Genomic DNA, 26,825 nt, shown 5'->3' with positions numbered 1-26,825 from the left:
ACGACCTGCTCCGGAGTGTGACGCTTCCTGCTGTTCGTCATGATCTGACCAGTCTCCCTGCCCGGACCCCCGGGCAACAGGACGACTCACACAACCACCGGACCTACCGAACGGGGTCAGCCCAACACCACCGTTGTCTTCGACCATCGTGACGAAATCACGCATGTGCCCGGGCTGTGGGTCTTTACCGAGCACGTCGTCGTCATACGCGGTGCCAGGCTCGAGCATGTTGCGCAGCGCGACGCCCTGCACCGCCGCCGTGAAGATTTCAGAACCAATGAGCCACGTCGCAGCATCGGCCGTTTGCGAGGCGAGGTACTGCTCGGTCAACGCTCCAAACACGTCGGCAATCGATTCGTTCAACGCACCAGACTGATCGCGATAAACGAGGTTCGCGGTGTGCTGAATGACGCCGTGCGCGAGCTCATGGCCGATCACCGTGGTCGAGTTCGCAAACCCAATAAACACCTCACCATCGCCGTCGCCGAAGACTATGCGCTCGCCGTCCCAAAAAGCGTTGTCGTAGTCTTCGCCGTAGTGCACGGTCGCATTCAACGGTGCACCAGCGCCGTCGAGCGAATTACGCGCAAACGCATCAAGCAAAAGTGAGAACGTCGCGCCTAGCCCGTCGTACGCATCGTTCACCGTGGCGTCGGCAACCGGGTCTTCCCCCTCAGCGCGCACCATGGTTCCGGGCAGTGCCTGCGTATTCTTCGCATCGAAAATCGTACGGTTCGCAGCATCGGTCAACTCGACAATGAGAGCGCCGGAACCATCGACCGACAGATCAAGCTGCCCACGGTGCCGAAATGGCGGGCGCCCGGCTGCAATCGTGCGTCGTGCAGCCGCAGCCGCCACCGGATATTGCTCGCCACCCTCGTGTGCCAGCCGGCTCAACAGATACGGCGGAATGATTCCTTGATATGTCCCCATGAGGGGAGGCTACGCCTCACCACCGACATTAGTCACGCACCCAAAAACGCATGCGCAACCGTGTAAATGAGCACCCCCGCGAGCGACCCCACGATTGTGCCGTTGAGACGAATGAACTGCAGGTCTTTACCGACCATGAGCTCGATCTTCTCGGTCGTCTCGCTGGGATCCCATCGCTCGACGGTGTCGGTGATGATGCTCGCGATGTCGTGCTTGTAGCGCTCGACCACAAACACGGCAGCCTGCGTGATCCATGCGTCGAGGCGCTGCTGCAGCGCGGCGTCGCGCACGAGTCGCTGACCAAAGTCAAAGATCGCGGCATCAATGCGAGCCCGCAAGGTGCTCGCCGGGTTCTCGAGCGACTCCAGCAGGCCGGTCTTCACCGTGTTCCACGCCTCGCCAGCGAGCTCCCGCACGCGCGGGCTGTCGAACACGGCCGACTTGGCGTCTTCAAGCTTCGCGATCGTTGCTGCGTCGTGCTGCAGGTTGTCGGCAAGCTTCGCGAGATACGCGTCGATCGCGTGCCGCGCCTGGTGGTTCTTGTCGGCCTGCACGGCGCTGACGAATTTCACGGCCTCCTTGTAGGCGGTGTCATCGACAAACCGGTGCGCAAGCGACGGCACCCACGACGGTAGACGCTTCGACAGCAGTCCGGTGAAGTAGCTCTGGTTGTTGTGTAGCCACGTGGCAATGCTGTCGACGGCAAGGTCAACGGCGCCGTGGTGCGCATTCGATTCGACGACCTTGCCGAGCCACGTGCCCGCTGGCGGACCCCACTGCGGATTCAGCAGGTGGTCGCGTGCGAGATCGCCGATGAGATCCTGCACATCGTCGTCGCTGAGCGCCCGCAATACGTTGGCCGCGAGCGTCGCAGCCTCCGTGCCCACCCGCCGAGCATGCTCCGGCGTGCTGAGCCAGGTTCCGAGTTTCTCCGAAATCGCCGTCGAGCCCAGCTTCTTCTCGACAATCTCGCCCGACAAGAAGTTCGTCTCGACGAATTCGCCGAGCGAACGCCCGATTTCGTCTTTACGTTTCGGAATGATCGCGGTGTGCGGAATCGGAATGCCCAGCGGGTGCCGAAACAGCGCCGTCACGGCAAACCAGTCGGCGAGCGCACCCACCATGCCACCCTCGGCGGCCGCACGCACATACCCCCACGCCTCGATGTCGCGTTGCAGCACGAACGCAACACAGAACAGCACCGCCATGCCGATCAGCGCACCGAGCGCGACGCCCTTCATCGTGCGAAGCGCGCGGCGACGCTCTTGATCAGCGGGCGAAAGTAAAGCCGTTGGAGTGCGAACCATGCCGCCATCCTTTCACCAGGAGTAGCCTGAGAGCGTGATCGAAGACATCAAAAAGCGTGCGTTGCACCGAACCAGCATTCTGGAAGGGCAAATGCGCGGCCTCGCCAAGATGATTGACAACGAGGACTACTGCATGGACATCATCACGCAATCACGTGCCATTCAGCGCTCGCTGGAGTCGCTCAACAAGCTCCTCCTCGAGAATCACCTCCGTGAGCACGTGAGCCACATGATCGAGCACGGCGGCGATCAGCGCGAGCAGGCGATCGCCGAAATGCTCAAGGCTTTTGAGGTGTCTGGCAAGTAATTAGCGGTGGAACCATCGGCGCCGTTGCGGTTGTTCGTGCGGCTCCGGGGCGGGTTGCGCCGTCTACTCCTCAGGCGCACCGAGCCACGCGGTCGCCATCGTCGCGTGTGCTGACTCCGGGTCAGAGGGGTGGAACATGCCGGCCAGTACGTCGCGATACAGCCGCTGCAGTTCGCTGCGCGAGAAGTAGCTCGAGCCACCCCCGGTGAGCATCGCTTCGTCAACAACCTGCTTTGCCATGACGACGGCGCGGTGCTTAACGCCCGACAGCTTCGCAAACCACAGGCCACCGTGGTCGACCTGCTCATCGACATCGCGGGCGATCATCGCGATTTGGGGGAGGAGCGCGTCGTACGCGAGCCCCATCTCGGCGATGCGCCAGCGAATATCGGCGTCGTTTGCGTACGTTTTGCCGGACTTCTTCGAGCGGCGCTTGCCGACGGTTTCAACCGCGACGTCAATCGCACGACGAGCGATGCCGGTGTACACCGACGCCAACAGAATTTCGAACGCAGCAAAGATGCCGAACATGATCGGGTCTGGCTGGCCGAGCGGAACCACGCGGGCGACGTGCCGAGAGACGGCACCGTGTAGTTCTGTCGTGCGGCTCTGCGTGCCGCGCATTCCCATCGTGTCCCAGTCATCACGCGTGACAACCGCGTTGGTGCGATCGATGAAAGCGTAGACGAGGCGCGGGTTTTCCGGGTCGGTCGTGTCGAGCCCGTGCAGACCCAGCTGGGTCCACACTGGCGCCAGCGACGTAAAGATCTTGATTCCGGTAAAGGAGTAGGCGCCGTCAGCGGTCGGCGTCGCAACGGTGTCGGAGCCGCCGAGCACGAGGTCGTTGCCCGCCTCCGAAATCCCGAACGCGAAAACCTCGCCGTTTGCGGCGCCCTCCTGCACGAAGGCGAGCTCATCGAAGCCGCGATCGAGCATGATCTTGGCAACGCCCGTCCAGACGAGGTGCATGTTGATCGCGAGCGCGGTTGCCGGTGCGGCTGTCGCGAGACGCTGCTGCAGTACGGCTGCCTGTTCGAGGCTGAGACCCGCGCCACCACGATCGGTCGGCACCAGAATCTTCAGGTATCCAGCTGCTTTCAGCTCGGCGAGATCTTCGTCCGGAAAACGGTTCTCCGCGTCGATGCGCGGGGCGCGCTCACGAATGCGAGCAATCAGATCGTCGGGCAAGAAGGCTTCAGCGTCGAACGTCATGGTGACATTCTCTCGCGATCTCGACCCCTTGGCGCGGTTACCGGGCCAGTGTCGCGAGCAACTGCTCGACGTACTCCGCGGGCTTATCGCGGTGCGGCGAGTGCCCAGCGCCGTGCACAACCGACATCGTGAATGCCGGGTTCTGCAGCACGCTGGCGGCGAGCTCGCCCGTGAAGATGGAGTACACCTCGGGGTCGGCACCGATGACGTGCGTCGGCGTCGTGATGCGCGCGGCCTCCGCACGCACATCCCACGTCGTCTCGTTCTGATCGAGCGTCTGCTCAATCGCCCAGTGGCTCGACTGCGCCACCGATAGTGCCTTCAACTCGTGGTCTTGTTGGTGCCAGTGCGGATGCTGATCCATGGAGGCTGCAACGGAACCATCGGCAAATGAACGCTGCTGGCTCGCGCGGATAAGGCGGTGGTCACGACCGGCCAAGTGAACGGCGGGGTCGACCAGAACGAGCCGCTTCGTCCACGTCGCATCGGCAGCCGCCGCCCACGTCGCGGCCGCACCACCCAGCGAATGTGCCACCACGAGATCCCACGGTTGCTCGCCATTGCGGGTGTGCTGCAGATCAGTGCCGTACGCGGCAATCGTGTAGTCCAGCGCGCGCGGCGCGGTGCCGTGACCACGGAGGTCAACGGCATCCGCACGCCACCCCGCGTCGCTCAACGTGGTTCCGGTGCGCCACATCAGCGCACCATTCGAACCCAGCCCGTGCACGAGCAGGGCGCGCAGCGGCGCCGACGAAGAACCCCACGAGGTGAGCGGCAGAATCACGGGAGACGTCATGCCGACAGCCTACTTTTGTGACGTGCCCCGTGGTTCCGGAACCACCAGGTGATGGAAAATTACGCGATCGTGCTGATCGGAGCCGTGTCGGGCAGCGGCGACGCGTCGCGGAAGCGCAGGTCGGGGAAGCCGCGAACCGCGAGAACGGCGATGATGAGGCCGAGGGCAGCGAATCCGGCAGCCGCGATGTAGGCACCGGCCGGGCCGATGCCGTCGATCAGGAAGCCAGCGACAGCAGAACCGGCGGCAGCACCAATGAGCTGACCGGTCGCGACCCAACCGAATGCCTCAGCCGTGTCGGAGAACTTCACGCTCGCGGTCGTCATCGCGAAAATGACGGCGAGGGCTGGGGCCACGCCGAGACCGGCGATCGTGAGGGCGGCGCCGATGGCGATCGGCTGGCCAGCCCAACCCGGGTGCACGAAGAACGGGATGACCGCGAGACCAGCCGTGACGATCAGCAGGCGACGGGCCATTGCCCACTGGGAGATTGCGAGGCGACCCGAGAAGAGGCCACCGATGAGCGAGCCAACAGAGAAGACGGCGAGCACGAAGCCCGCTTCGAGGCCGCCGCCATGGCCACCGTCTTCGGCGTGGCCGAAGGTTGCGACGACACCCGCCTCAACCGCGGCACACGCGCCAATGAGAAGGAAGCCCATGATCGTGGCCAGCAGCACGGGAACCTTGGTGAGCACCTTGCCGAGCTTGCGGCGGCTCTGCGGAATGCGTACGCGGCCGACTTCGGGGGAGTAGATGAACCACAGGCCGCCGAGCACGAGGATCGTGACGATGACCCACAGGCCAATCGTGGTGGAGATCTGCATCACGATAAAGGTGATGAGCACGGGCGCGATGATCCAGATGATTTCCTGGAGCGACGCATCAAGCGCAAACAGCGGATTGAGCTGCTTCGCGGTCACCATCTTCGGGTAGATCGTGCGCACCGCCGACTGAATCGGCGGATTGGAGATGCCAGCGACGAAACTGAGCGTGATATAGAGCGCCATGCTGACCGGAACCAGGGCGATGGCTGCGATCGCCATGGCGCAAATAATCATGGAGGTGAGGAGCACGGGGCGCATGCCCCACTTGCCCATCCAGCGGCTGATCACGGGGCCGGAGATGGCCTGACCAATAGAGGTGACAGCGAGAACGATGCCGGCGTTGCCGTACGAGCCGGTTGCCTGCTCCACGTGCATGAGAATCGCCAACGAAACCATGCCGTTGGGAAATCGTGCAATGAGCTGCGCCGCGATGATTCGCCCGACGCCAGGAGTGCTGAGTAGATCCTTGTATCCCGCTGATGCCACGAGGTACAAGAATACCGTCTCGCTGGTGCAGTTTGGTGAACGAACGCTGAAGTGGGGCGCAAAAAATGTGTTGCGAAAATGCGCCGATTATTCGTCTCGAAATGGGGCGGTTTGCAACACACCGCGACACGCCGACGAGCGTTCTCCACAGCAAATCATCTCCTGTGAGCGTCGGATTTCGACCTCCCTGTGGATGGATTCTTTCTTGCCTCCGAAGAAGCGCGAGAACACGCGGCTTTTGACTGTGCTGTGAGTTGCGGCAACTGTGGATGAAATGGTGGACAGATTGTGTTTAACCATACGAAAGCGGTGGATAACTACAAGAATGTAACTACTAGTTCTTGTGGTCGGCCCCAATGTCGGTACCTATATGTAGTATTGAGTGACCGGCGGGGGTTTGCCGGGCAATCATCACATTCCGAGGGGAAAGACGGTCAAATTATGTCGGTCACGGTCTACACCAAGCCCTCCTGCGTCCAGTGCAACGCGACGTACCGCGCACTCGACGCCAAGGGCATCGAATACGAAATTCTCGACGTCTCGCAGGATGAAGCGGCACTCGAGCAGGTCAAAGCACTCGGCTACATGCAGGCTCCGGTCGTCATCACTGATGAAGACCACTGGTCGGGCTTCCGTCCTGACAAGATCGACGAGCTCGCATCGCGCCTGGCATAACCGAGGAACATCATGTCGGTTGCGGCGGTCGCTCGCGAACGTCAGCCACGCACCGACGTTCCGCTTATCGTCTACTTCTCAAGCGTTTCCGGTAATACGGCGCGTTTTGTCGAGAAGCTAGGCACGCGGTCGCAGCGGATTCCGCTGCACCGCAACGACGAGCCCCTACTCGTCGATGAGCCATACGTTCTCGTCACTCCCACGTACGGCGGGGGAGATGGGCACGGCGCGGTTCCGAAGCAAGTCATTCGGTTTCTCAATGACGAGCACAACCGAAGTCTCATCCGCGGCGTTATCGCCGCCGGAAACTCCAACTTCGGCGAAGCCTATTGCCTCGCCGGAGACATCATTAGCCGCAAGTGCCACGTGCCGCACTTGTACCGAGTAGAGCTATTTGGCACGAGCGACGATGTCGATCGCGTAAGCGACGGATTGGAACGATGGTGGAAGCTGCAGTGAAGGAAGAAAAAGCCTTCAAGATCAACCCCGCATTCGAGGGTATGGACTATCACTCGCTGAACGCGATGCTGAACCTTTACGACGCGGACGGCAAGATTCAGTTCGACGCCGACCGTCGTGCTGCCCGGGAGTACTTCCTGCAGCACGTGAACCAGAACACGGTGTTCTTCCACTCGCTCCAGGAGCGCCTCGACTACCTGGTCGAGAAGGAGTACTACGAGCCGCGCGTTATTGACGCGTACCCGATCGAGTTCATTCAGTCGCTGAACGATCGCGCATACGCAGCGAAGTTCCGCTTCGACACGTTCCTCGGCGCGTTTAAGTACTACACGAGCTACACGCTGAAGACGTTTGACGGCAAGCGATACCTCGAGCGCTTTGAAGACCGCGTCGTGATGACCGCTCTCGCGCTTGCTGACGGTGACCAGAAGGTTGCCGAGCAGATCGTTGACGAGATCATCTCGGGCCGCTTCCAGCCGGCAACCCCCACGTTCCTCAACGCCGGTAAGGCACAGCGTGGCGAGCTCGTGAGCTGCTTCCTGCTGCGCATCGAAGACAACATGGAGTCCATCGCCCGCGGCATCAACTCGGCACTGCAGCTGTCGAAGCGTGGTGGCGGCGTGGCTCTCCTGCTGTCGAACATCCGCGAGTCGGGTGCACCGATCAAGCAGATCGAAAACCAGTCCTCGGGCATCATCCCCGTCATGAAGCTGCTGGAAGACTCCTTCAGCTACGCGAACCAGCTCGGTGCACGTCAGGGTGCCGGCGCGGTGTACCTCAACGCACACCACCCCGACATCATGAAGTTCCTCGACACCAAGCGTGAGAACGCTGACGAGAAGATTCGTATCAAGACCCTCTCGCTCGGTGTCGTGGTTCCCGACATCACTTTCGACCTCGCCAAGAAGGGCGAGGCCATGTACCTGTTCTCGCCGTACGACGTTGAGAAGGTCTACGGTGTGCCTTTCGGTGACATTTCGGTCACCGAGAAGTACCAGGAGATGGTCGACGACTCGCGCATCAAGAAGACGAAGATCGACGCGCGTGAGTTCTTCCAGACGCTGGCTGAGATCCAGTTCGAGTCGGGCTACCCGTACATCATGTTCGAAGACACGGTGAACAAGGCGAACCCGATCAAGGGCCGCATCAACATGTCGAACCTGTGCTCGGAGATCCTCCAGGTCAACACCCCGACCACGTACAACGCTGACCTGTCGTACGACGTCATCGGTAAAGACATCTCCTGCAACCTGGGTTCGATGAACATCGCCCTGGCGATGGACGGTGGCGACCTCGGTGGCACCGTTGACACGGCCATCCGTGCGCTGACGGCGGTGTCGAACCAGAGCCACATCGAGTCGGTTCGCTCGATCGAAGACGGCAACGACCGTTCGCACGCCATCGGCCTCGGCCAGATGAACCTGCACGGCTTCCTCGCTCGTGAGCACGTCTACTACGGTTCCGAAGAGTCGGTTGACTTCACGAACGTGTACTTCGCGACGGTGCTGTTCCACGCACTGACGTCGTCGAACAAGCTCGCTATCGAGCGCGGCGAGACCTTCGATGGCTTCGCAGACTCGAAGTACGCGTCGGGTGAGTTCTTCGACAAGTACCTCGAGAACGACTTCCTCCCGGTGACCGAGAAGGCTAAGGAGCTCTTCGCTGGCCACACGCTGCCGACGCGCGAAGACTGGGCAGCGCTCAAGGCTTCGGTGCAGGAGCACGGTATCTACAACCAGAACCTGCAGGCGGTTCCGCCGACCGGCTCCATCTCCTACATCAACAACTCGACGTCGTCGATCCACCCGATCGCGTCGAAGATTGAGATCCGCAAGGAAGGCAAGATCGGTCGCGTCTACTACCCGGCGCCGTTCATGACGAACGAAAACCTGGAGTACTACCAGGACGCGTACGAGGTTGGCTACGAGAAGGTCATTGACGTTTACGCCGCTGCCACGCAGCACGTTGACCAGGGTCTGTCGCTCACGCTGTTCTTTAAAGACACGGCGACCACGCGTGACATCAACCGTGCGCAGATCTACGCATGGCGTAAGGGCATTAAGACGATCTACTACATCCGCCTGCGTCAGATGGCGCTCGAAGGAACCGAGATCGAGGGCTGCGTCAGCTGCATNGCGTAAGGGCATTAAGACGATCTACTACATCCGCCTGCGTCAGATGGCGCTCGAAGGAACCGAGATCGAGGGCTGCGTCAGCTGCATGCTGTAAGCACCTCACGGTCAGGGCCTGCTATTCATAGCGGGCCCTGACCGGACCCGGCACCTGAGCGTGTCAAAGATAGAATCTAATGAGGCCTGAAGGCAGGCCATATTTCCGTCGGAAGGCAACGCGTGACTCCGGAGAAGCTGAAGCTCGTGAACAAGGTCCAGGCGATCAACTGGAACCGAATCGAAGACGACAAAGACCTTGAGGTCTGGAACCGTCTGGTGAACAACTTCTGGCTGCCCGAGAAGGTTCCGCTGTCGAACGACATTCAGTCGTGGAACACGCTGACGCCGGAAGAGCAGACGCTCACGATGCGCGTGTTCACAGGTCTGACCCTGCTCGACACGGTTCAGGGCACCGTCGGTGCGGTATCGCTCATTCCTGACGCGATCACCCCGCACGAAGAAGCCGTTTACACGAACATTGCGTTCATGGAGTCGGTGCACGCAAAGAGCTACTCCTCGATCTTCTCGACCCTCGCGTCCACGAAGGAGATCGACGAGGCGTTCCGCTGGTCGACCGAGAACGAGAACCTGCAGCGTAAGGCGCAGATCATCGTTGACTACTACCACGGTGACGACCCGCTCAAGCGCAAGGTCGCATCGACCCTGCTCGAGTCGTTCCTGTTCTACTCGGGCTTCTACCTGCCGATGCACTGGGCATCGCGCGCGAAGCTCACCAACACGGCAGACCTCATTCGCCTCATCATCCGCGACGAGGCCGTGCACGGCTACTACATCGGTTACAAGTTCCAGAAGGGTCTCGAGAACGAGACCGAAGAGCGCAAGCAGGAGCTGAAGGACTACACCTTTAACCTGCTCTTTGAGCTCTACGACAACGAGGTTCAGTACACGCAAGACCTGTACGACCCCGTGGGATTGACCGAAGACGTCAAGAAGTTCCTGCACTACAACGCCAACAAGGCCCTGATGAACCTGGGCTACGAGGCGATGTTCCCGTCGACGGTCACCAACGTGAACCCGGCAATCCTCTCGGCGCTGTCGCCGAATGCTGACGAGAACCACGACTTCTTCTCGGGCTCGGGCTCGTCCTATGTCATCGGTAAGGCTGTCGCCACCGAAGACGAAGACTGGGACTTTTGAAGAACTAGTTCTCGCCGAAGGCCCGTAAGGGCTGATGAGGGGCTCGAACCCGCAGGTTTCTGCAGGTCCGGGCCCCTTTTTGTGCCGTCTCCAGCAAGACAGAGGAGGACGGAAATGAACATAATCACCCAAACGGTATGGCATGGAGGTGGCACGAGTGCACCTCCCAGGCGAGCGCGGATAGGCGTGATGTCCGGAATTTGCGGGTGGCACGCCGCTGATGTCGTGCCAGAGCGTGCCATTGGAGATCCGGCAGGAGGAGAAAAAAGCCTGTTCACGCGGGATATCTTCTCGTTCTGGGTAGCAAATGGCACGAAGTGGCACGACGGTCCGCGTGAGTCCATTTGCGGCCACAGGAGGATGCGATGAATGCCACGAAGAAGGTCACCGGTGCAGCTAGACGCGAGGGGTGGGGAAGCCTGCGAAAGCTTCCCTCTGGTCGTTGGCAAGCCCGATACCCTGGACCAGACGGTGAGATGTACACCGCCCGCACGGAGGACGACAAATCGCTGACGTTCTTCACAAAGACAGACGCCAGAGTCTGGCTCGCTGCCACGCACGCCAAGATCGCCCTCGGAGAATGGGAACCGCCGGCACTCGTCGCCGCCCGGCTTCGGGCGGAGGCTACCGCAGAGAAGGCGAGATCGATCGGTTTCACCGAGTATGCCGAGCGATGGATCGAGATGGTGCGGATGGAGCCAGGCCGGAGCGGGAAGAAGCGAGCCGTCGGCACCGTTCGCGCCTACCGGAGCAAGATCACCGGATACCTGATTCCGGAGTTCGAGGACACTCCGATCCGGCAGATCGATGTGGCGCGTATTCGAGAAATGACGACCCGCCTCGACCAGATCCCCTCTCCCTTGAACCCGAAGTCGAAGTTCAACGGCGTCACCCGGCCGGTGTTGATCGTCCTCATGATGATCCTCCGACAGGCCGCCAGGGAGAGCCTGATCCCGGCAGCGCCTAACATCTCGATCCCCCGCCAGGAGTCCGTGCGGCACGACGCTGAGCACGACCCCGGCGAGGACGTCGCCAGCCCTGAACAGGTCGAAGATATCTATGAGGCACTGCCCGATGAGTGGGCTATCGCAGGGCTTCTGGCGGCCTGGTGTCAGCTCAGGCGCGGCGAGTGTCTGGGCCTGCAACGCCGAGACATCGAGTGGCACGACGACGGCAGCGCGACCCTTCATGTGCGACGGCAGCTGAACGCCAACACCGGCGACTACACGGACCTGAAGAGCGACGCAGGCAAGCGCTCGCTCAGCATCCCAAAGCTGATCCGACGCCGACTCCGGCAACACCTCCGAGACCATGTCGGGCACGAGGCGAAAGCCCCCGTGATCCCGACAAGCCCTCGAGGCAGCGTACCGCTTTCGAACACTCGTTGGGGGCACATCTGGAGCGAAACGAGAGACTCCGTCAAGAGTCTCCCACCGCGATTCAGATTCCACGACCTGCGGCACACCGGGCTGACGATCTTCGCCCAAGAGGGCGCGACCCTCGCAGAGTTGATGCGACGCGGTGGACACTCTGATATCCACATCGTCCTCCGCTACCAGCACGCCACCATGGAGCGTGACCGGGAACTCTCGGACCGCATGAGCGAGCGAGTTGCGGCGCGACTCAAAGCAGGCAGACTTGACTCCGAGAATGAAGCAGAGGAGGACCGCGAAGGACACCTGTGATGTGCAAGACACATCAATAGGGAGGCGCTTCATGACCACACACCACCATTCGACACTCCCCGAGTCGACGATCGTGCCGCTCGCGGTTGCAGCGGAACGCTTCGGAGTGTCGGTGAAGACACTGCGCCGCCGAATCGCGGACGGCACGATCCGCGGATACCGGGTGGGGCGTCTCATCCGCGTCGATCTGCACGAGCTCGACGAGCGTCTGCTAGTCGAGATCCCGTCACGCAGGTGAACGAGGGAACGATCGGGACGGGCCTCAGGTAGGCCCGTCCCGATCTCTCTGTCCGGTAATCGCCGCACTGGCATCTCTGGTGTGAACTTGCGGGCCTTTCTACAATGCTTGCCCGCGGGCCTCTCGCGCTGCTTCAGCGGCTGCACGCTGTTGCACGTCGGCGACGACGAAGTCGACAAAGTCTTCGTCACGATCCACGATCATCTCTTCCTGGCCGTCGTCGGCGGGGTCCTCTCCCGGCCACGTGGTCTGCCGTGTCGGGCGGTCTCGGTCGAGCTTGCTTCCGTTGATCGTGACCCAGTTCCGGAGTCGGGCGCACGCTGCGGCGAAGTCGGCGTGCCACAGTAGCGGTGCCGAACCATCTCGGGTCGGGTGGTAGCAGGTGAGCCAATGCGTGTGGAGGGCGGAGAGCTCCCATATGAGTTCCCAGTGTCGGTGCCACATTGGCGGGATCGTCGCCGCGGGGAGCCCGTAGGTGGCTCGGAGCCAGTTCACCCAACCGTTCAGGAGCATCCATTCTTCTTCGGCCTGGTGTGCGGTGATGAGATTCCAGTTCACGGGCGATGGCGGAGGAGCCGGCGGTTGAAATGTCGGTTCCGGTATCGGCGTCTCGGCTCGCTTGAACGGTTCGGGCTCGGGTTGGTCAAGCTCCGGGATATCGTCGGGGTCGAACGCGTCTTCGGCCATGTTGCTCCTCCTTGCACACAAGCAGATGTGCAGGAAGGTGCCCCTTTGTTCCCAACCGCCATCGCTTACAGCGCGGGTCGCGTACTGAGTCGCACTTCCCTACCGGGCGGCTGAACGAGCGTCGGATCTTGCGCCACGCAGCAGCCATCCCGCGGGTGCGTGCCGGAGTCCGATCACAGTGACGGTGTGGGAGGTTCGGTGTTCGGTGCGCGCGATGCCTCCCGCAGCAGTGATGTCACCGTGACGCTCGCCGAAGCGGGCGGTGAGTGAGGTGTGGCGGGAGGGCCGAAGGATGGCTGGAAGTCCCGGACGGCCTGCTTGGTGAGCACACGAGGTGACTCGCTTCCGCTCTGCGCAGCCTGAGGAGGATCGGTCTGGAGGGAGTCCGGGGTCGCGTCCGCTTCGGGGGCCTCGCTCTGTGCTTCGGTGCTCAGCTCAGCGAGTTCGGCTTCGACCCGGTCGAGTCGCGCTTTCGCGGCCTCGAGCGCGGCCGTGTGCTTGAACGGCTGGCCGATGCGCTGCTCGGCTTCGTCGAGCACTTCCCGCTCCTGACGGATCTCCTCATAGAGGCCTTCGATGATGCTGGGAAGTTGCGAGACTCGGTTCTCGAGTCGTTGCACGAGCCCGACGGTGGCGGAGAGAACTTGGTCTCGGGGGAGGGAGAAGCTGGCGCGGGGGAGCTGTTCGAGCGTGAACTGCACTTGGACATGCCCGAGCGATGAGATCGCGCGGGCATTGATCGCGAACCCGGAGATGCTGCCGAGAGAACCGAGGTTCCGTTCGGCGTAGTTCGACAGGTACTGCAGGTTGTGTTCGCGCGCCCAGTACGCGATCGCTTCTGCCGCGTCGACGCGTGATGTGTGGGTGCGGTCTTTCACGGTCATGCGGAATCGGTCGCCGCTGGTGTCCTGGACGCCGGGGAGCGCACGTTCGAGTTCCGAAGCGTCGCTCTCCGCGTTGATGATGAGCTCCATACTGCGAGCGCGGGTGTGGAGCAGCATCGACTGGTTCCGGGAGTGGGCGCGTTCGAGGCGTTGCAGCTTCGTGTAGTCGTTCTGCGCGATGGACTTCTCGAGCATGAGCGGGTTCCCTGACGCGATCGCTTTCGCCTCGGCTGCAGAGAGGGCTGCGGAGTCGATCTCCTCGATCTCTCGCACGTCGAGACTGCCGCGCATGATCTGTCCGATGAATCGTGCTTTGCGTTCGATGCCCTGCCACATGTACGAGTCGAAGGAGCCCTCGGTGACGATCCGGGTGATGAGCACCTCAGCGTTCTGGTTGCCCTGCCGGATCACTCGCCCCTCGCGTTGTGCGATATCGCTCGGCCGCCACGGGCAGTCGAGATGGTGCAGAGCGACCGCCCTCGACTGCACATTCGTGCCGACGCCCATCTTCTCGGTTGAGCCGACGAGGACGGCGATGTGCCCGGAGCGTGCGGCGGCGAACAGGCGCGCCTTGTCGGTATCGGTCTTCGCTTCGTGCATGAACCGGACGGCCCCATCGGGCAGGCCCCGTGCGCCGAGCTGGGCGCGGAGTTCGTCGTACACGTTCCAGCGGTCCTTGTTCGGTGTGCCGAGGTCGCAGAACACCAGCTGCAGCCCGCCTTGGACCGGGGAGGTCTCACCGGAGGCGGGGTCGAGGAACTCCCGGCCGCGGTGCTGCTCCCAGACGCGGTAGACCATGTCGGCGGCGACATCGACCTTGGACGGCCCGGACGGGGTATCGGGGATGACCAGGCGCACATCGAGGGCGGCTTTGCGGCCGTCGGTGGAGACCTTGAGCATGTTGTCCTCATCCGGGCGAACCTGCTTGTGCTGGATGCGTTCGGCGCGTTCGGCGATGTCGTCGATGTACGCCTGCAGCTCCCGGGTGGGGGCGAGCACCACCGTGTCGGCGGCGCGCTTCCCGTCGGCGCGCTCCTGAATGTCCGGCACGGGCAGTTGGAGGTCTTCGGCGGTCTTCACGTCTGCGAACACCGACCACAACCTGAGCATCTCGGGGACGTTCTGGAACCGGGCGAACCGGGTCTTGAGACGGAACGAGGAGCCTGTGGGAGACATCTCCATTTCGGTGACGGTCTCCCCGAACGTCGCCGCCCACGCATCGAAGTGCCCGAGGCCCGCTTCCTCCAGCAGGTCCGGGCGCAGGTAGCGCTGCATCACATACGCTTCGGTCACACTGTTCGCGATCGGGGTCGCCGTCGCCCCGGTCACGACCCGGTCGCGGCCGCGCCCCCGGAGCGATTCGAGCTTCAAGTGCAGGTCGCTGGCACGCTCGGAACCGTCGATGGCGGCGTCACGGATGTTCGACTCGGTGGCGAGGTTCTTGTACATGTGCATCTCGTCGACGACAACATAGTCCACCCCGGTCGCCTCGAACGTGATCCCTGGATCCCGGGCCCGATCTACGAGCCCCTTGAGCTTGTTCTCGGCCTGCAAGAGCCGCTTCTGGATGCGCTTCACGCTCATCCGATCCTCACCCTTCGCGGAGTCGTAGGCGGCCTTCAGGGCGATGACCTGTTGCTCGATGTAGTCCCGCTCGGTGGCGGGGTCGACGCGGATGCGCGCGAACGCGCCCTGGGTGAGGATGATACCGTCCCAGTCGCTCGCGGCCGCCCTCGCGACGAACAAGCGGCGCCGCTCGGCGGTGAGATCCTGACTGGACGCGGCGAGCACCCTGGCCCGCGGGTAGATCTGCAACCATTCGCGGGAGAACTGTTCGAGCATGTGATTCGGGACGACCAGCATCGGCTTCTGGATGAGGCCCATACGGCGCATCTCCATGACACCTGCGACCATTTCTGCGGTCTTCCCGGCCCCGACTTCGTGGAACAGGCCGCAGGCGGGCTCGGCGATCATGCGGGCGACCGCAGCACGCTGATGCGGGCGCGGGGTGAAGCTGCGGGCCATGCCGGGGAAGGTGAGGTACTCGCCGGCGCTGCTGTAGTCGCGCAGCACGATCGAGTTGAAACGGCGGTTGTACTCGTCGGCAAGAATCCGGGCGCGTTCGGGGTTTTCCCACACCCATTCCGAGAACCGCTCCTGCAACTGGTCGGCCTTCTCCTGCGCCGCGGTTGTCTCGACGGGGTTGAAGATCCGCACCGTCGTACCGTCCGGGTCGCGGTGCTCGTCGTACACCTGGATGCGTTTCTGCTCCATCACCGACTGCACCAGATCCGGTGCGGGGCGCCGCTGGGTGCCCCATTCGCTGGTCGCGAGGATGCCCTGCCTGCCGCCGCGCACCTCCCACATGCCCGGCAGCGGGTTCTCCACTTTCACGTCCGGGGCTTTCAGGATCTCCCGCAGGAACTCCTCATGCGTGGCGGCGCTGATCCATACCGCGCCGAGCCGCGCCGCGATCTCATCCACCCCCAACGGCTCAGGCAGCACCGCTTTCAGTGCATCGACGTTGCCCTGCAACTCCGGACGCTCCTTGACCGCTGACTCTGCGGCGTCGAACTTGATGCGCACATTCCCCGACAGGTACTCCGGAGCGTGAATGAGGTCCCCGGTGGCGGGGTCTTCGAACACATGCCCGGCAAGAGCGGCCCGCGCATCGGACCCGTCGGTGCCGAGGAGTTCGGCAATGAGCTCCAGATCAACTCCGCCGGTGCGGTCGAGGCTTACCGAGATCGCATCCGCCGGGCTCTCGACACCGCGCACAGGCGGGATCGGGGCGACGACCCGGCCGGAGAGGATCGATGCGCCGGCCGCGGTTTGCTCCTGCTCATCGAACACCTCGAGCGCGACGACGAGCGGCCCGAACGGGTCGCCGCGCAGAATCCGCAGCGGCGTTGGCACGATCCGCGCGTGCGTGTCCTCCCCGGTGTCGGGGTCGGTGCGGCCGGTGCGGCGCAGCGTGTAGCGGTTCAGCGGCCCATACCGGGCCACATACCTCTCGTACTGGTCACGCAACCGCGCGCGGGCGGACTCGATCTCGTCGGTGTCATCCCGAGTGGCCGCCTCCATCTCGAGCAGCCCGATCGCGCCATCCCGCAACGTCAACAGCGCCCGCAACTCGACGGCAGCGGACTTGGGCACTTTCAGCGGCAGCAACTCCCCACCGGCCACCACCCGGAAAGTGCCCTCGGGGGTGGCCAGAATGGAGCCGTCAAACAGGGCAGGGTCGGCGGCGACCCTCGCCGCGCGCTCCTGCTCCTGCGCCGCAGTGGGTGGGGTGAAAGTCAGGCCGCGCTCGGTCGCAGAGGCGGTGATCTCGGTGAGCGTGTCGCGCAGCAGCCGCGGCACACCGGTCAGGTCGGCGGTGACGCGGAGCGTCTGGTTCCCGTACATGCCCTGCCCGACCCGGAGCTCGCCGAGCACATGATCGGGCCGATAGTCCGCGAAATAGGTGTTGATCTTCACCCGCTCCCCATCGATCGTCACGGGCGTCACCATCTCCCACACGTCGCTCGCAGGCTCCTGCCCGGGGTCGCGTCGACGGAAGAGCAGCAGATCAGTGAGTGCCTCAGTGCCGGCCGCGCGCCGGTGCGCACCGGTGGGGAGCCGCACCGCACCGAGCAGATCGGCGAGCTCGTTCATCTCCCGCCTCGCTGCAGGGTTCTGCGCATCCATCGTCCAATGCGAGGTGAGCACCGCGACCACACCGCCAGGCCGCGTCAGGTGCAGGGCTTTGACGATGAAGTGGTTGTGCATCGAGTGCCCCGACGCATTATGTACTGGGTCGTGCAAAGTGACGTCCGCGAACGGCACGTTCCCCACCGCAGCATCAAACGATGCGGCCGGAGCTTTGGTGTCCGCGAACGATTCGGCACGGATATCCGCGCCAGGGTAGAGCCCCCGTGAGATCGCGGCCGTGAGCGGGTCGAGTTCGACCCCGACCATTCGGGAAGAGGCCGGGGCGAGCCCGATGAACGTGCCCGCCCCCGACCCGGGCTCGAGCACCGTGCCGCCCTGGAACCCGAGCCGAGCGAGCGCATCCCAGATTTCCCGGACATACGCGGGATCGGTGTAGTGGGCATTGATGGTGGTGCGAGCCGCAGCCCGCCACTCCTGCTCGTCCAACAGCCCACGCAGCAGGGCACGCTCGGTCACCCAGTCCGTGTTCTCCTCATCGAACACCTGCGGAATCGCACCCCAGCTCGACCAGCGCGCCAGCCGCTGCTGCTCGTCCACGGTCGCTGGACGCTCCTCAGCGGTGAGGGCGCGGACCACCCCGATCGCGCCGATGTTGGCCTCGAACCGGGCTTTCGCACCCGACGGTGCCAGATCCTCCTGCGTACCTGGCCGAAACACCACCGCGGACCCCGCCGCCCCGGCAGGTGTGCCGGGCGCGGTGGGGCCGATCGTGTCGCTTAGGGGTGGTGGTAGCGGCGCTCCGCCGCCTGGGCGAGGGTCTCCTGGTGCTCGCGGAGGAACTGGGCCGGGAACTCCGCCTCCAGGAGCGCCTGCAGGAACGTCACCGGCAGCATCCACTCCGCTGCCAGGTCGACCAGTTCCTCGGTCGCGGGCATCTGATCCTCCGGGGATTCCTGAATCCGCTCCGCCCAGGAGGCCAGCCAGGAGTCCGAGGTCCGATCCAGCTCCCACGCTTCCCGCGCCTCGGCCGGGCTCGTCTCCGGGGAGCTGATCCACACCAGATCCGTCAAGACGATCTCCTCCGCCCGCAGCCGCGCCGCGCCCAACCGTCCGACCTTCTCCAGGTAGCTCTCCCCGGCCCGGTCCTGCCCCGCCAACTGGACGGTCAGCTCGGTCACCTGCTCGTGAACCTGCTGGCCCAGCATCTGGAAGAACTCGTCCGGGTTCGGGATCGCTTCGACTCTCGTCGGCGCGTACCGGGTCCAATGGGTGCGTGCGAGCGTTTGATAGTGCGTCATCGTCTGCTCCTTCCTCAATCTGCCCCGGCATCTCCGCCGTATCCGATACGGACGGAACAGGGTCGGGGGTGGCTGCGCCGACCGTGACGGTCTCCTGCGCAGTGGTGTCGTCCAGCCCCCAAAGATCGAGTTCGACCTGACCGTACAGGGCCGGGTCGAGACGCTTGCGACGCGCCATCAGCAGCTGCTCCCGGTATGCGGGAGCGGACTAGACACTTCCAGTGTACGCGGACACCCCGACACGCAGAAAGGGGCACCCGTCAGGGGAAAAGCAGTAAGAGCGCGCATGATCACCTCGCGGATCACAGAACCGGCAGGAAAGCAGCTGGTGACGGTGCGGCCCGGGGTGCGGGGAGGAGCAGCACCGCCACCAGCAGTCGAAGAGGCTGTGGCCGCGGGCGGTCAGAGGCCGACCGCGGACACAGAGGCAGGCTCCCGTGGCCCCGTCATGGTCGCCGGCGTCGCCGTGGGCGCTACCGCCGGCCCGGAGTCGGTGTGGCCGACAACCTCGTCCGTGGATTCCTGCGCGGCCTGCAACGCGGCGGCGATCGTGGTCGCCTTCTCCGCGCTGGTGGGCTCCTTGCGGACGACCTCGTACTCGGTGCGGGCGGTGTCGTGGCCGAGCTTCTTCGCCACGAACTCCTCCCGCTGCTCACCCATCTTGTCCGGGTAGGTCTTCACATAGCCCTCGGCGATGAACCAGTCGCGCTTACGGAACCGGGCGAACGCCTCCTCAGCGGCCTTGCGGTACTGAACCATGTCGTGGAACGTGGTCTCCAGCTTTGTGAACGACCCGTCCGCCTCAGGACGGAAGTGCTCCTGCCCGATCTTCGCGTAGAAACGGGCATCTCCCTTGCTGGTGTAGCTCAGCTTCGGGTCGGACGCGATGAACCCGGACAAGGACTGCTGGGTATGAAGATCAGACATCAGGGGGACTCCTCACAAGATCAAACGGCACCACCTGCCGTCACCCATAGGTGCCCCGCCCCTCCCACCCCGAACAGCGGAGGCAGGAGACAGCTCAGGCACCCTGCTGCAGTTGCTCTTCGAGGCGCGCGCGATCCGCCTTCAGCTCTCCCGCATCCGGTCGTGATGTCCAGGGGCGGAGGTCTGCGACGATGGGGCGGGTCGCGCGCAGCAGGATCACCCCGGTCCCGAACGGGAGGGTACGCAGCACGTCCGGGGGCAGAATCGGTACCCGCCGGATCGACCGCTGCGAGGAATGCCCGCCATAGGCATCCTGCGTGACCGAGTCGGTCTCCTCGTCACGTTCCCCGACCAGCTGTGACAAGTCGTGCAGGTCGCGGCTGTTCGACGCGCCCCCGAGGACGATCTTCACGATCGACGCATCCCAGATCGCGTTCGCCGCGTTCTCCGACCACTTCTCCCGCGCCTGCGCGAGCGACTGCAGCACCGGCATCGGCGTGATCCCCGTACCACCACCCTCCGCCATCAGTGTGGGGAGCGACGGCAAAGGGGAGAGGTTCCCGATCTCGTCCAGCGCCATCAGCATCGGCGGATCTAGGCGCGCACCGGGGGAGCGGGCGGCGATACGCCGCGCCGTCTCCACCAAGTCCTCGATGAACGCGGCGACCAATGCGGCCGACGCGCCTGCTCCGGCGCCGGTGGCGAGGAGGTAGAGGGTGCCTTTGGCGAGGAGGAACTTCTCCGGATCGAATTGCTCGTCCTCTCCCGGGGTGACTGCTTCGAGCACGCGCGGGTCGGCGAGGGCACCGAACGCGAGGGAGACGCCCTGCCAGATCGAGTCTCGGGTGCGCGGGTCGGACTGGATCATTGAATCCAGTGAGTCCGCCCACCCATCCGCCGCCTCCGAATGAGATTGCAGGATCCGCACCGCATCCCCGGCCGTGGTCGGAGATTGCGCCCACTGGGCGACCGTGCGCGCGTCCCGTCCGTCGAGGGCGGCGGCGTGCAGGAGCGCCTGGATCGCCATGCGCGCCTTCCCTTCCCAGAACCCGCCGTTGTCGACCCCGCCGAACCCGATCGCTGATGCCAGTCCGGTCGCCCGGATCATCGCCGTCAACGGGTCTTGGCAGCCTCGCACGGGCGACCACCGCAGCCCCGAGGGGATGCCGGGCGCGAGCCGCTGCGGGTCGAACACCGCCACTGGGCCCTTCTCTTTCCGGGCTGTGAGCGTCGCGGTGAGGTTGTCTGGGCGGGTGCTCGTCGTGATCACTGCGCCGGGCGCATCGAGGATGGCATTCAGGACCAGATGCATGCCTTTCCCGGATCTCGGAGGCCCGATCACGAGCATCGAGTCCTCCACCGTCGCCCACACCTGCCGCCCCCGCGACGTGCCCAGCAGATAGCCGACATCCGCCGCGGTCGCCTCTTTCAGCGACGGCCGGAATGTGGATGCCCGCTTCACTAGCGACTTCGCCGACGCCGCCTGCGCGACCTCGGCCCCGGTCGCGGTTCCCTTGAGGCGTCGCGGGTCGGTGTGCTCAGCTCTCGCCCGCCACCGTAGCCACCCCCATACTGCCGGCCAGATCACCGCGGTCAGCATGACCGCAGCGACCAGCCAGAACACCACCGGATGCAGCTCATCCACCCCGAACACCAGCCCCGGATGCAGGGGGTCGGTGAAGACGCCCATGCCCGAAGCCAAACCCACCTCGGGGAGTGGCAGGCCCGAAAGCCAAGCCGCGACGGTGCCCGCTGCGCGGAGGATCAGCGCGAACACGAACCCGGCCACCATCAGTCCGATCCCGATGTTCAGGAGATGATCGTTGGCCGGTCTCGCCTGAGCCCGGTTCATGGCCGCACTCCCTGCCGGACGATCGTTCCCGACACCTCCCCGAACAGCAGCACATCCCGCACGTCGTCTGGGAGTCGCTCCTGTTCCAGGATCGCCCGTGCGAGCCCGTTGCCGGCGGCAGAGGTATGCGCGACGATCACCAGCACCGCAACATCCTCACCAGGCACGAACCCCTGCCCGGACACCTCCACCAGCGGCGGGTACTGCACAGCAGGCACCGGCGGCGGAACCGCAGACGTGGCGGGCGGTGGCGCGAACCGAGACCTGAGCGGCAGCGGTGTGATGATGTCCGCGAACACGCGACCGTCTGCCTCGTGCACCTCCGCGCGGATCGGAGACCGTTTGTCTTCCGCGATCGCCGACAGCACCCGCCCGAGCGCATCCCGCGCGATCGGGCCCTGCATGAGCATCACCCCATCGACAGTTACCGTGATGCTCCCGTCTTCCTGGACAGCAGCGACCACGAGGGGTAGAGTCACAGGTACTGGCAGAGGCCCGGATTTCTGCGGATTTTTCCGCTTCCTCGGCATCGCGGTCAGCCCATCCTGGCGCGGGTATCGAACATCTCAAGTTCCGCTGGATGCAGTTGATGCTGGACGACGAAAGATCGCTCCTTGATCTTCCAAAGGCCCTGCCCGGTGCCGAGCCCGGGCAGCAGTGAACGCTCGGTTCCGGTCATCCCGAGCAGCCGCCCGGTCGCCTCGATCTGGTCCGACTCCTGCCGGTACACGATCCTGGTCTCGGAATTCGCCAGCAGGCTCGACGCGAGCGCCCGTAGCATCGACCCCTGATCCCCGCCGGTCTCTAGATCGGTGACCTTGTGCACGATCAGCAGGTTCGCGATCCCGAAATGCCGTGCCAGCCGCCACTGCGCATCCATCCGCCGCAGCAGCGCGGCGTGCCCGATCAGTCGCCACGCCTCGTCGTACACCACCCACCGCTGCCCGCCCGCGGGATCCTGCAACGCGGACTCCATCCACGCCGAGCAGCACGTCATCAGCACCGACATCAACGTGTTCGACTCCGACACCCGTGACAGATCCAACGACAGCATCGGCAGAGACGGATCGAACACCACCGTCGACGGCGCATCGAACATGCCCTTCAGATCCCCGTACACGAGACGCCGGAGCGCGTGGGCGACCATCCGCCCGTCCTCCTCAAGACGCGCGTCCTCTCTTGTGTCGGGGGCGAGCATCCGCTCGACGACCATCGGCAGGATCGGCACCTCCGACGACGCCACCGCCGCACGCAGCGCGACGTCGATCGCCGTATGCTCCACCGGCGACAACGGACGATCCAGCACTGTCTCCGCGAGTGCGCCGACGAGATCCCGACGGCGCGCCGAAACCTGGGTCGCCCACTCGGCATCCGAGAGGCCTGCCGCCCGGTACCCCGCATCCAGCGGGTTCAACCGTGCCGGGAGTCCATGCCCGAGTCGGATCGCCCGGCCCCCGACCGCCTCCGCGACGCTCGTGTGCTCACCTTTCGGATCCGCAACCACATACACGCGCCGCCCGAACGCGATCGACCGCGTGTAGAGACTCTTCGCCAGCGCCGACTTCCCCGACCCGACGATCCCCGCCAGTACCGCGTTCGGGGCGGTGATCAGACCCTGCTGGTACAGCCGCCATGGATCGAACACGAACGACGCCGCCGAGTACAAATCCTGACCAACGAACACCCCCTCACTGCCCAGGCCACCCTCCGCGAGGAACGGGTACGCGCCCGCGAGCGCCGCGGACGTGTCTTGATGCGTTGGCACACGGAAACGGCTCCATGATCGTAAGGCCGCCGGGCCTGGCTCCCCGGCACGTGGAAGATAATGAGTGGAGCGAGCTTCCTTGCGTTCGGCTTCGACCTGCGCGCGCGCCGCGACTCGACGCGAAGCGTCAGCCTGCAGACTTAGTTGAGCTGCAGCTCGTCGACGAGCTGCACGGGCACGGCGCCGCTCCTTTGGGGGAGAGATCAAGGGTGCCGCGTGCAGCGAACCGGAATCGGGGAGTGGCATACAAGGGCCTTCCGTGAGAACAACAAGTGCTCACACGAGGTGTACTCCGTCTCCCACTCGAAAACTCCACCGCGTTACCCGGGGTGTCCCCCTGAAAATCGGTGGCCCACACTAAGGTGGTGAACACAACGTCTTCACAGGTTCGGACAAGGCCGCTCGAACCGTGACTTCCATGAATCGAGGCGCGATGACGAGCAATTTTCAATCCCTCATGCTGCAGCTCAGCGCAGAACGCGCGTCCGCGAAGAGCTCCGATAGCACCCGGCATAAGTGCTTCATCTCGTATCACGTTGCCGATCTGGAAGAAGTGCAAACCTTTGTGACCGATTTCGGATCCGAGTTCATTCCCCGTTCCGTTGGAGTCACCGAAGAAGATGATTTTGTGGACAGTACCAATACTGAATACATCAAGCGACGTATCCGCGAAAAGTACCTCTCGGACTCCACGGTAACGATCCTCCTCTTGGGGGAAGGAACGTGGGGTCGCAAGTTCGTCGATTGGGAAATCTCCTCCTCGCTCCGCAACGACCCGGTGAACGGACGCAACGGACTGCTGGTAATCCCCCTGCCCTCCATGAATAACTCCGCGACGCTACCAGCTCGCGTTAAGGACAATTTCGTCTCCGGGGATCCGGAGAGCTCCTACGCAAGCTACGTGTCCTACCCCCATTCCAAGACCAGGCTCCGCAGCAACATTGAGACCGCGTTCCAGGCGCGTAGCTCCAAGGGCGCGCTCGTGGACAACTCGCGAGCCCTTCGTCAGCGAAACGCTAGCTGAGAAGGACCGGAGAAGTTTGGATGACGACCACTTACGGTATCCGTGTCGTACATGACGGGCGGGAAGCGGAGGTCAGGGTGCTGAGCCAGGCTGTTGCTCGCCAACTGGAATTGATCGGCCTGCACCGATCCGTCGCTATCACGGTCACGGCCAGCGAGATATCCCCCGGAACGCCACGTATCTGCGTCTGCCTCTGTGACGAGCGCTCCAAGAAGAGCGATGTTATCCAAGCTGCGCTCAATGAAGAGCTGGCAAGCGGCACCACGATATTTCCCGTTCTCGAAGACTTAGGTCGCTTCAGCGAGTTCGCACCGCAGGAGCTCACTCACGCAAATGGGACCGTCTGGAGTGATGAGGTGACTCTGCAGCATTTGGTTCACACGCTGCTCGAGGAACTCGGTATCGAAGAGAAGCATCGGCGAGTCTTTATTAGCCATCGCCGTACCGACGGACTCGGCGCCGCTGAGCAACTGCACGACAAGCTAAGTCATTTCAAGTTCCGCCCTTTCATCGACCGCTTCGCTATTAGAGAGGGGACGAACTTTCAACAAGAAATCGGGCATGCGCTCGAGGATCACGCATTCCTCTTACTGTTGGAGACCCCCGAGGCACACAGCTCTGAATGGGTGTTCGATGAGGTCGACTACGCCCTAAGCCACACAATGGGAATCCTCATCCTGCGCTGGCCCGGCGAAGTGCAAGAAGTCCCGGGGAGTTCCGGCCTCCCCAGGCTTTTCCTCAGCGAAGAAGATCTCGTCGAAGACGATCACGGCTACTCAGTCCTTACCGAAGCTGCGCTTGAGAGAGTCATCGAAGGAGTGGAACGAGCGCATGCTCACGGCATTGTGAGACGGCGTAGCATCTTGGTCAAGAGCATTAGCGAGGCCGCAGCGGCTGCCGGCGTCGCAGACTGTACCTCGCTTCGCGGCTGGCAACTTCTCGTAAGAACTCACGAGGGGACGGGCATCGTGGGCACCACACCTCGTCTCCCCACAGCAGTCGATCTCCAGACCCTCGATCAGACTTCCGCACGAACGGGCGCAAACTTGCCCGGCGTTCTCGTACACAGTGCCCGCACCCTCCCGTCTGGCCTTCAAGAGCATCTAGAGTGGGTTTCCGACGGTCGACAGATGACAGTTATCCCTGAGAATGCAATAGGAGGTTGGTGGAGTCATGGCAATTGACTTGCCTCCGATGCGAACCGATACTGGCCCCATCGGGACGATCTTCCTGTCCGGCAGTATCCCCGACCCTACCCGGTGGGAGGGAGAATTCGATCCGCTCGAGATCACAGACGCGGTCGTGACCTTTGCGCGGGCGTGTCTCACTGAGAACTTCAGAATCGTGACCGCGGCTCACCCGACACTTGCACCACTATTGCTCTATGTTGCTGCTGAGTTCCCTCCCTCTGCAGAACCGCTGGTCCAGATCTACCAGTCGCTTCTGTTCGATAACGTGCTTCCTACCGCGACAAGACGGTTCGAGGCCGCAGGCGTCGGTACTTTAGTGTGGACGGAAGCTCACGAGGGAGACCATCCCGAACCGGGCAAATGGGAATCCAGTCTGGAGATCATGCGTGCTCAGATGCTGGAGGAAGCAGACCCAGACGGTGCAGTCTTCATCGGAGGCATGGAGGGAATCCGGACGGAGTATGCGCTGTTCGGGGACAGATTCCCCGGCCGCCCTATGTGCGCGATCAAACGGCCTGGCGGCGAAGCCGCCAGGCTCAGCGACCTAGAAATGAGATCAGGATTAGTTGGCCTGAAGCAGGACGCCACCTACCCCACCCTGTGGCGTGACTTCATCCGATCCGTCCGCGATATCGACCTCGAGTCTGGGAGGTCTTAGACTGCACCGCGGCGGCAGCAGCAGGTGATCGCATAGCATGGCTGGTGGAAGCCACTAGGGTGCGTCTCGTAATAGGTCGAGCCACGCGATCACGCCATTCATAACAACCGCGGCCCGGTACACGAGCGCGAGTCTGTCATACCGGGTCGCGAGCCCGCGCCATTGCTTCACCGGCGATACCCATGCTTGACAACGTTCCGGTCCCGATACTTCACCGCGTCGAACTTCTGCGGTCTCCCACATGGCTCCCGTCTTCAAGGCCGTGAGCGTGGTGTGCCTCAACCTGACGGGAAAGTGCAGTTAGTGTGCCGAGCGGGGCGCCTGCACCGGGAGTAGGAGCAGGAAACCGATGACCAGCACGATCACGATGCCGAGGATGCCGAAGACGGTCTGGTTCGTCACGGCGATGAGGACGGTCCATGCGGCGGACGCCATCCAGCTCGCCGCCCGCCCGGTCGTCGCGTAGAGGCCGAAGATCTCGCCCTCGCGGCCCGCCGGGGTGAGCCGTGCTGGGCTGACCCCGTTCGGTAGGTCCGGTGGTTGTGTGAGTCGTCCTGTTGCCCGGGGGTCCGGGCAGGGAGACTGGTCAGATCATGACGAACAGCAGGAAGCGTCACACTCCGGAGCAGGTCGTC

At 63.5% G+C, this 26,825-nt stretch carries 22 protein-coding genes and 2 pseudogenes; 10 read left to right on the top strand and 14 right to left on the bottom strand.

All coding sequences use genetic code 11. The features are described from left to right. Together ACQUSY_RS12410 and ACQUSY_RS12405 are read right to left on the bottom strand one after the other, a co-directional pair. Positions 1–933, bottom strand: a 933-nt coding sequence (locus tag ACQUSY_RS12410) for a M4 family metallopeptidase (protein ID WP_428904770.1), incomplete at its 3' end; no start/stop codon positions are given. Positions 934–965: 32 nt separating this feature from the next. Further along, on the bottom strand, positions 966–2,240 hold the full coding sequence (locus ACQUSY_RS12405) for a DUF445 domain-containing protein (protein ID WP_428904769.1): 1,275 nt from the start codon (positions 2,238–2,240) through the stop codon (positions 966–968). A gap of 34 nt (positions 2,241–2,274) precedes the next feature. On the opposite strand from ACQUSY_RS12405, the gene ACQUSY_RS12400 reads away from it, so the two are divergent. Further along, on the top strand, positions 2,275–2,547 hold the full coding sequence (locus ACQUSY_RS12400) for a metal-sensitive transcriptional regulator (RefSeq protein WP_428904768.1): 273 nt from the start codon (positions 2,275–2,277) through the stop codon (positions 2,545–2,547). 63 nt (positions 2,548–2,610) lie between these two features. Here ACQUSY_RS12400 and ACQUSY_RS12395 read toward each other — a convergent pair whose 3' ends face one another. From ACQUSY_RS12395 to ACQUSY_RS12385, 3 genes are read right to left on the bottom strand one after another with little or no spacing between them, the layout of a single operon-like run. Continuing rightward, complete coding sequence (locus ACQUSY_RS12395; RefSeq protein ID WP_428904767.1) at positions 2,611–3,759, bottom strand: acyl-CoA dehydrogenase family protein; 1,149 nt, start codon at positions 3,757–3,759, stop codon at positions 2,611–2,613. Positions 3,760–3,796: 37 nt separating this feature from the next. Beyond that, complete coding sequence (locus ACQUSY_RS12390) at positions 3,797–4,555, bottom strand: alpha/beta fold hydrolase (RefSeq protein WP_428904766.1); 759 nt, start codon at positions 4,553–4,555, stop codon at positions 3,797–3,799. 59 nt (positions 4,556–4,614) lie between these two features. Further along, complete coding sequence (locus tag ACQUSY_RS12385; RefSeq protein ID WP_428904765.1) at positions 4,615–5,865, bottom strand: MFS transporter; 1,251 nt, start codon at positions 5,863–5,865, stop codon at positions 4,615–4,617. 441 nt (positions 5,866–6,306) lie between these two features. Here ACQUSY_RS12385 and nrdH point away from each other — a divergent pair, with 441 nt between their 5' ends. From nrdH to ACQUSY_RS12355, 6 genes are all read left to right on the top strand, one after another. Further along, the gene (gene nrdH / locus ACQUSY_RS12380; protein WP_428904764.1) at positions 6,307–6,540 is read left to right on the top strand and encodes a glutaredoxin-like protein NrdH; all 234 of its coding nucleotides are present in this window, start codon (positions 6,307–6,309) and stop codon (positions 6,538–6,540) included. Positions 6,541–6,552: 12 nt separating this feature from the next. Beyond that, on the top strand, positions 6,553–6,999 hold the full coding sequence (gene nrdI, locus ACQUSY_RS12375; RefSeq protein WP_428904763.1) for a class Ib ribonucleoside-diphosphate reductase assembly flavoprotein NrdI: 447 nt from the start codon (positions 6,553–6,555) through the stop codon (positions 6,997–6,999). Further along, positions 6,981–9,140 (top strand): class 1b ribonucleoside-diphosphate reductase subunit alpha, encoded by a 2,160-nt coding sequence (gene nrdE / locus ACQUSY_RS12370; protein ID WP_428904762.1) that lies wholly within the window; start codon positions 6,981–6,983, stop codon positions 9,138–9,140. The genes nrdI and nrdE overlap by 19 nt, the downstream gene beginning before the upstream one ends. Before the next feature lie 210 nt (positions 9,141–9,350). After that, a complete protein-coding gene (gene nrdF, locus ACQUSY_RS12365) occupies positions 9,351–10,328 on the top strand; it encodes a class 1b ribonucleoside-diphosphate reductase subunit beta (RefSeq protein ID WP_428904761.1) in 978 nt (325 codons plus the stop codon). A gap of 365 nt (positions 10,329–10,693) precedes the next feature. Then, positions 10,694–12,013 (top strand): tyrosine-type recombinase/integrase, encoded by a 1,320-nt coding sequence (locus ACQUSY_RS12360; protein ID WP_158053061.1) that lies wholly within the window; start codon positions 10,694–10,696, stop codon positions 12,011–12,013. Positions 12,014–12,044: 31 nt separating this feature from the next. Then, entirely contained in the window at positions 12,045–12,251 is a 207-nt protein-coding gene (locus ACQUSY_RS12355) for a helix-turn-helix domain-containing protein (protein ID WP_158053062.1), read from the top strand. A 99-nt stretch (positions 12,252–12,350) separates the two neighbouring features. Here ACQUSY_RS12355 and ACQUSY_RS12350 read toward each other — a convergent pair whose 3' ends face one another. The 7 genes from ACQUSY_RS12350 to ACQUSY_RS12320 all read right to left on the bottom strand — a co-directional run bounded on the left by ACQUSY_RS12350 (position 12,351) and on the right by ACQUSY_RS12320 (position 23,564). Further along, a complete protein-coding gene (locus ACQUSY_RS12350) occupies positions 12,351–12,938 on the bottom strand; it encodes a hypothetical protein (protein ID WP_158053063.1) in 588 nt (195 codons plus the stop codon). A gap of 173 nt (positions 12,939–13,111) precedes the next feature. Further along, a complete protein-coding gene (locus ACQUSY_RS12345; RefSeq protein ID WP_428904759.1) occupies positions 13,112–18,196 on the bottom strand; it encodes a helicase in 5,085 nt (1,694 codons plus the stop codon). Between the two features lie 56 nt (positions 18,197–18,252). Then, complete coding sequence (locus ACQUSY_RS12340; RefSeq protein ID WP_192497177.1) at positions 18,253–18,774, bottom strand: hypothetical protein; 522 nt, start codon at positions 18,772–18,774, stop codon at positions 18,253–18,255. A 402-nt stretch (positions 18,775–19,176) separates the two neighbouring features. Then, positions 19,177–19,701, bottom strand: a complete 525-nt coding sequence (locus ACQUSY_RS12335) for a single-stranded DNA-binding protein (RefSeq protein WP_158053065.1) — start codon at positions 19,699–19,701, stop codon at positions 19,177–19,179. A 94-nt stretch (positions 19,702–19,795) separates the two neighbouring features. Continuing rightward, the gene (locus ACQUSY_RS12330; protein ID WP_158053066.1) at positions 19,796–21,553 is read right to left on the bottom strand and encodes a type IV secretory system conjugative DNA transfer family protein; all 1,758 of its coding nucleotides are present in this window, start codon (positions 21,551–21,553) and stop codon (positions 19,796–19,798) included. Further along, the gene (locus ACQUSY_RS12325; RefSeq protein ID WP_428904758.1) at positions 21,550–22,017 is read right to left on the bottom strand and encodes a hypothetical protein; all 468 of its coding nucleotides are present in this window, start codon (positions 22,015–22,017) and stop codon (positions 21,550–21,552) included. The genes ACQUSY_RS12330 and ACQUSY_RS12325 overlap by 4 nt, the downstream gene beginning before the upstream one ends. A 71-nt stretch (positions 22,018–22,088) precedes the next feature. After that, positions 22,089–23,564 carry an ATP-binding protein gene (locus ACQUSY_RS12320; RefSeq protein WP_158053068.1) on the bottom strand — a complete coding sequence of 492 codons (1,476 nt, stop codon included), beginning with the start codon at positions 23,562–23,564 and terminating at the stop codon, positions 22,089–22,091. Between the two features lie 187 nt (positions 23,565–23,751). Between ACQUSY_RS12320 and ACQUSY_RS12315 the strand changes: the two genes are divergently transcribed. Genes ACQUSY_RS12315 through thcA form a run of 3 tightly spaced genes read left to right on the top strand, consistent with a single transcriptional unit; the run spans position 23,752 to position 26,190 of the window. Then, a complete protein-coding gene (locus ACQUSY_RS12315) occupies positions 23,752–24,342 on the top strand; it encodes a TIR domain-containing protein (RefSeq protein ID WP_225735904.1) in 591 nt (196 codons plus the stop codon). A gap of 20 nt (positions 24,343–24,362) precedes the next feature. Continuing rightward, on the top strand, positions 24,363–25,526 hold the full coding sequence (thcB4, locus tag ACQUSY_RS12310; RefSeq protein WP_158053069.1) for a Thoeris type III anti-phage system protein ThcB4: 1,164 nt from the start codon (positions 24,363–24,365) through the stop codon (positions 25,524–25,526). Continuing rightward, positions 25,516–26,190 carry a Thoeris type III anti-phage system protein ThcA gene (thcA, locus tag ACQUSY_RS12305; RefSeq protein WP_158053070.1) on the top strand — a complete coding sequence of 225 codons (675 nt, stop codon included), beginning with the start codon at positions 25,516–25,518 and terminating at the stop codon, positions 26,188–26,190. The genes thcB4 and thcA overlap by 11 nt, the downstream gene beginning before the upstream one ends. A gap of 54 nt (positions 26,191–26,244) precedes the next feature. Here thcA and ACQUSY_RS12300 read toward each other — a convergent pair. Both ACQUSY_RS12300 and ACQUSY_RS12295 read right to left on the bottom strand, forming a co-directional pair. After that, a pseudogene (locus tag ACQUSY_RS12300) lies at positions 26,245–26,429 on the bottom strand (IS5/IS1182 family transposase); the annotation flags it as partial. 61 nt (positions 26,430–26,490) lie between these two features. Then, positions 26,491–26,700: pseudogene (locus tag ACQUSY_RS12295) on the bottom strand (MFS transporter); the annotation flags it as partial. Between the last annotated feature and the right edge of the window lie 125 nt (positions 26,701–26,825).

This window comes from Microbacterium daqui (assembly GCF_050408675.1).
GTDB lineage: Bacteria > Actinomycetota > Actinomycetes > Actinomycetales > Microbacteriaceae > Microbacterium.
Note: the sequence above shows the minus strand (reverse complement) of the source record. Positions and strands in the feature narration are given on the sequence as shown.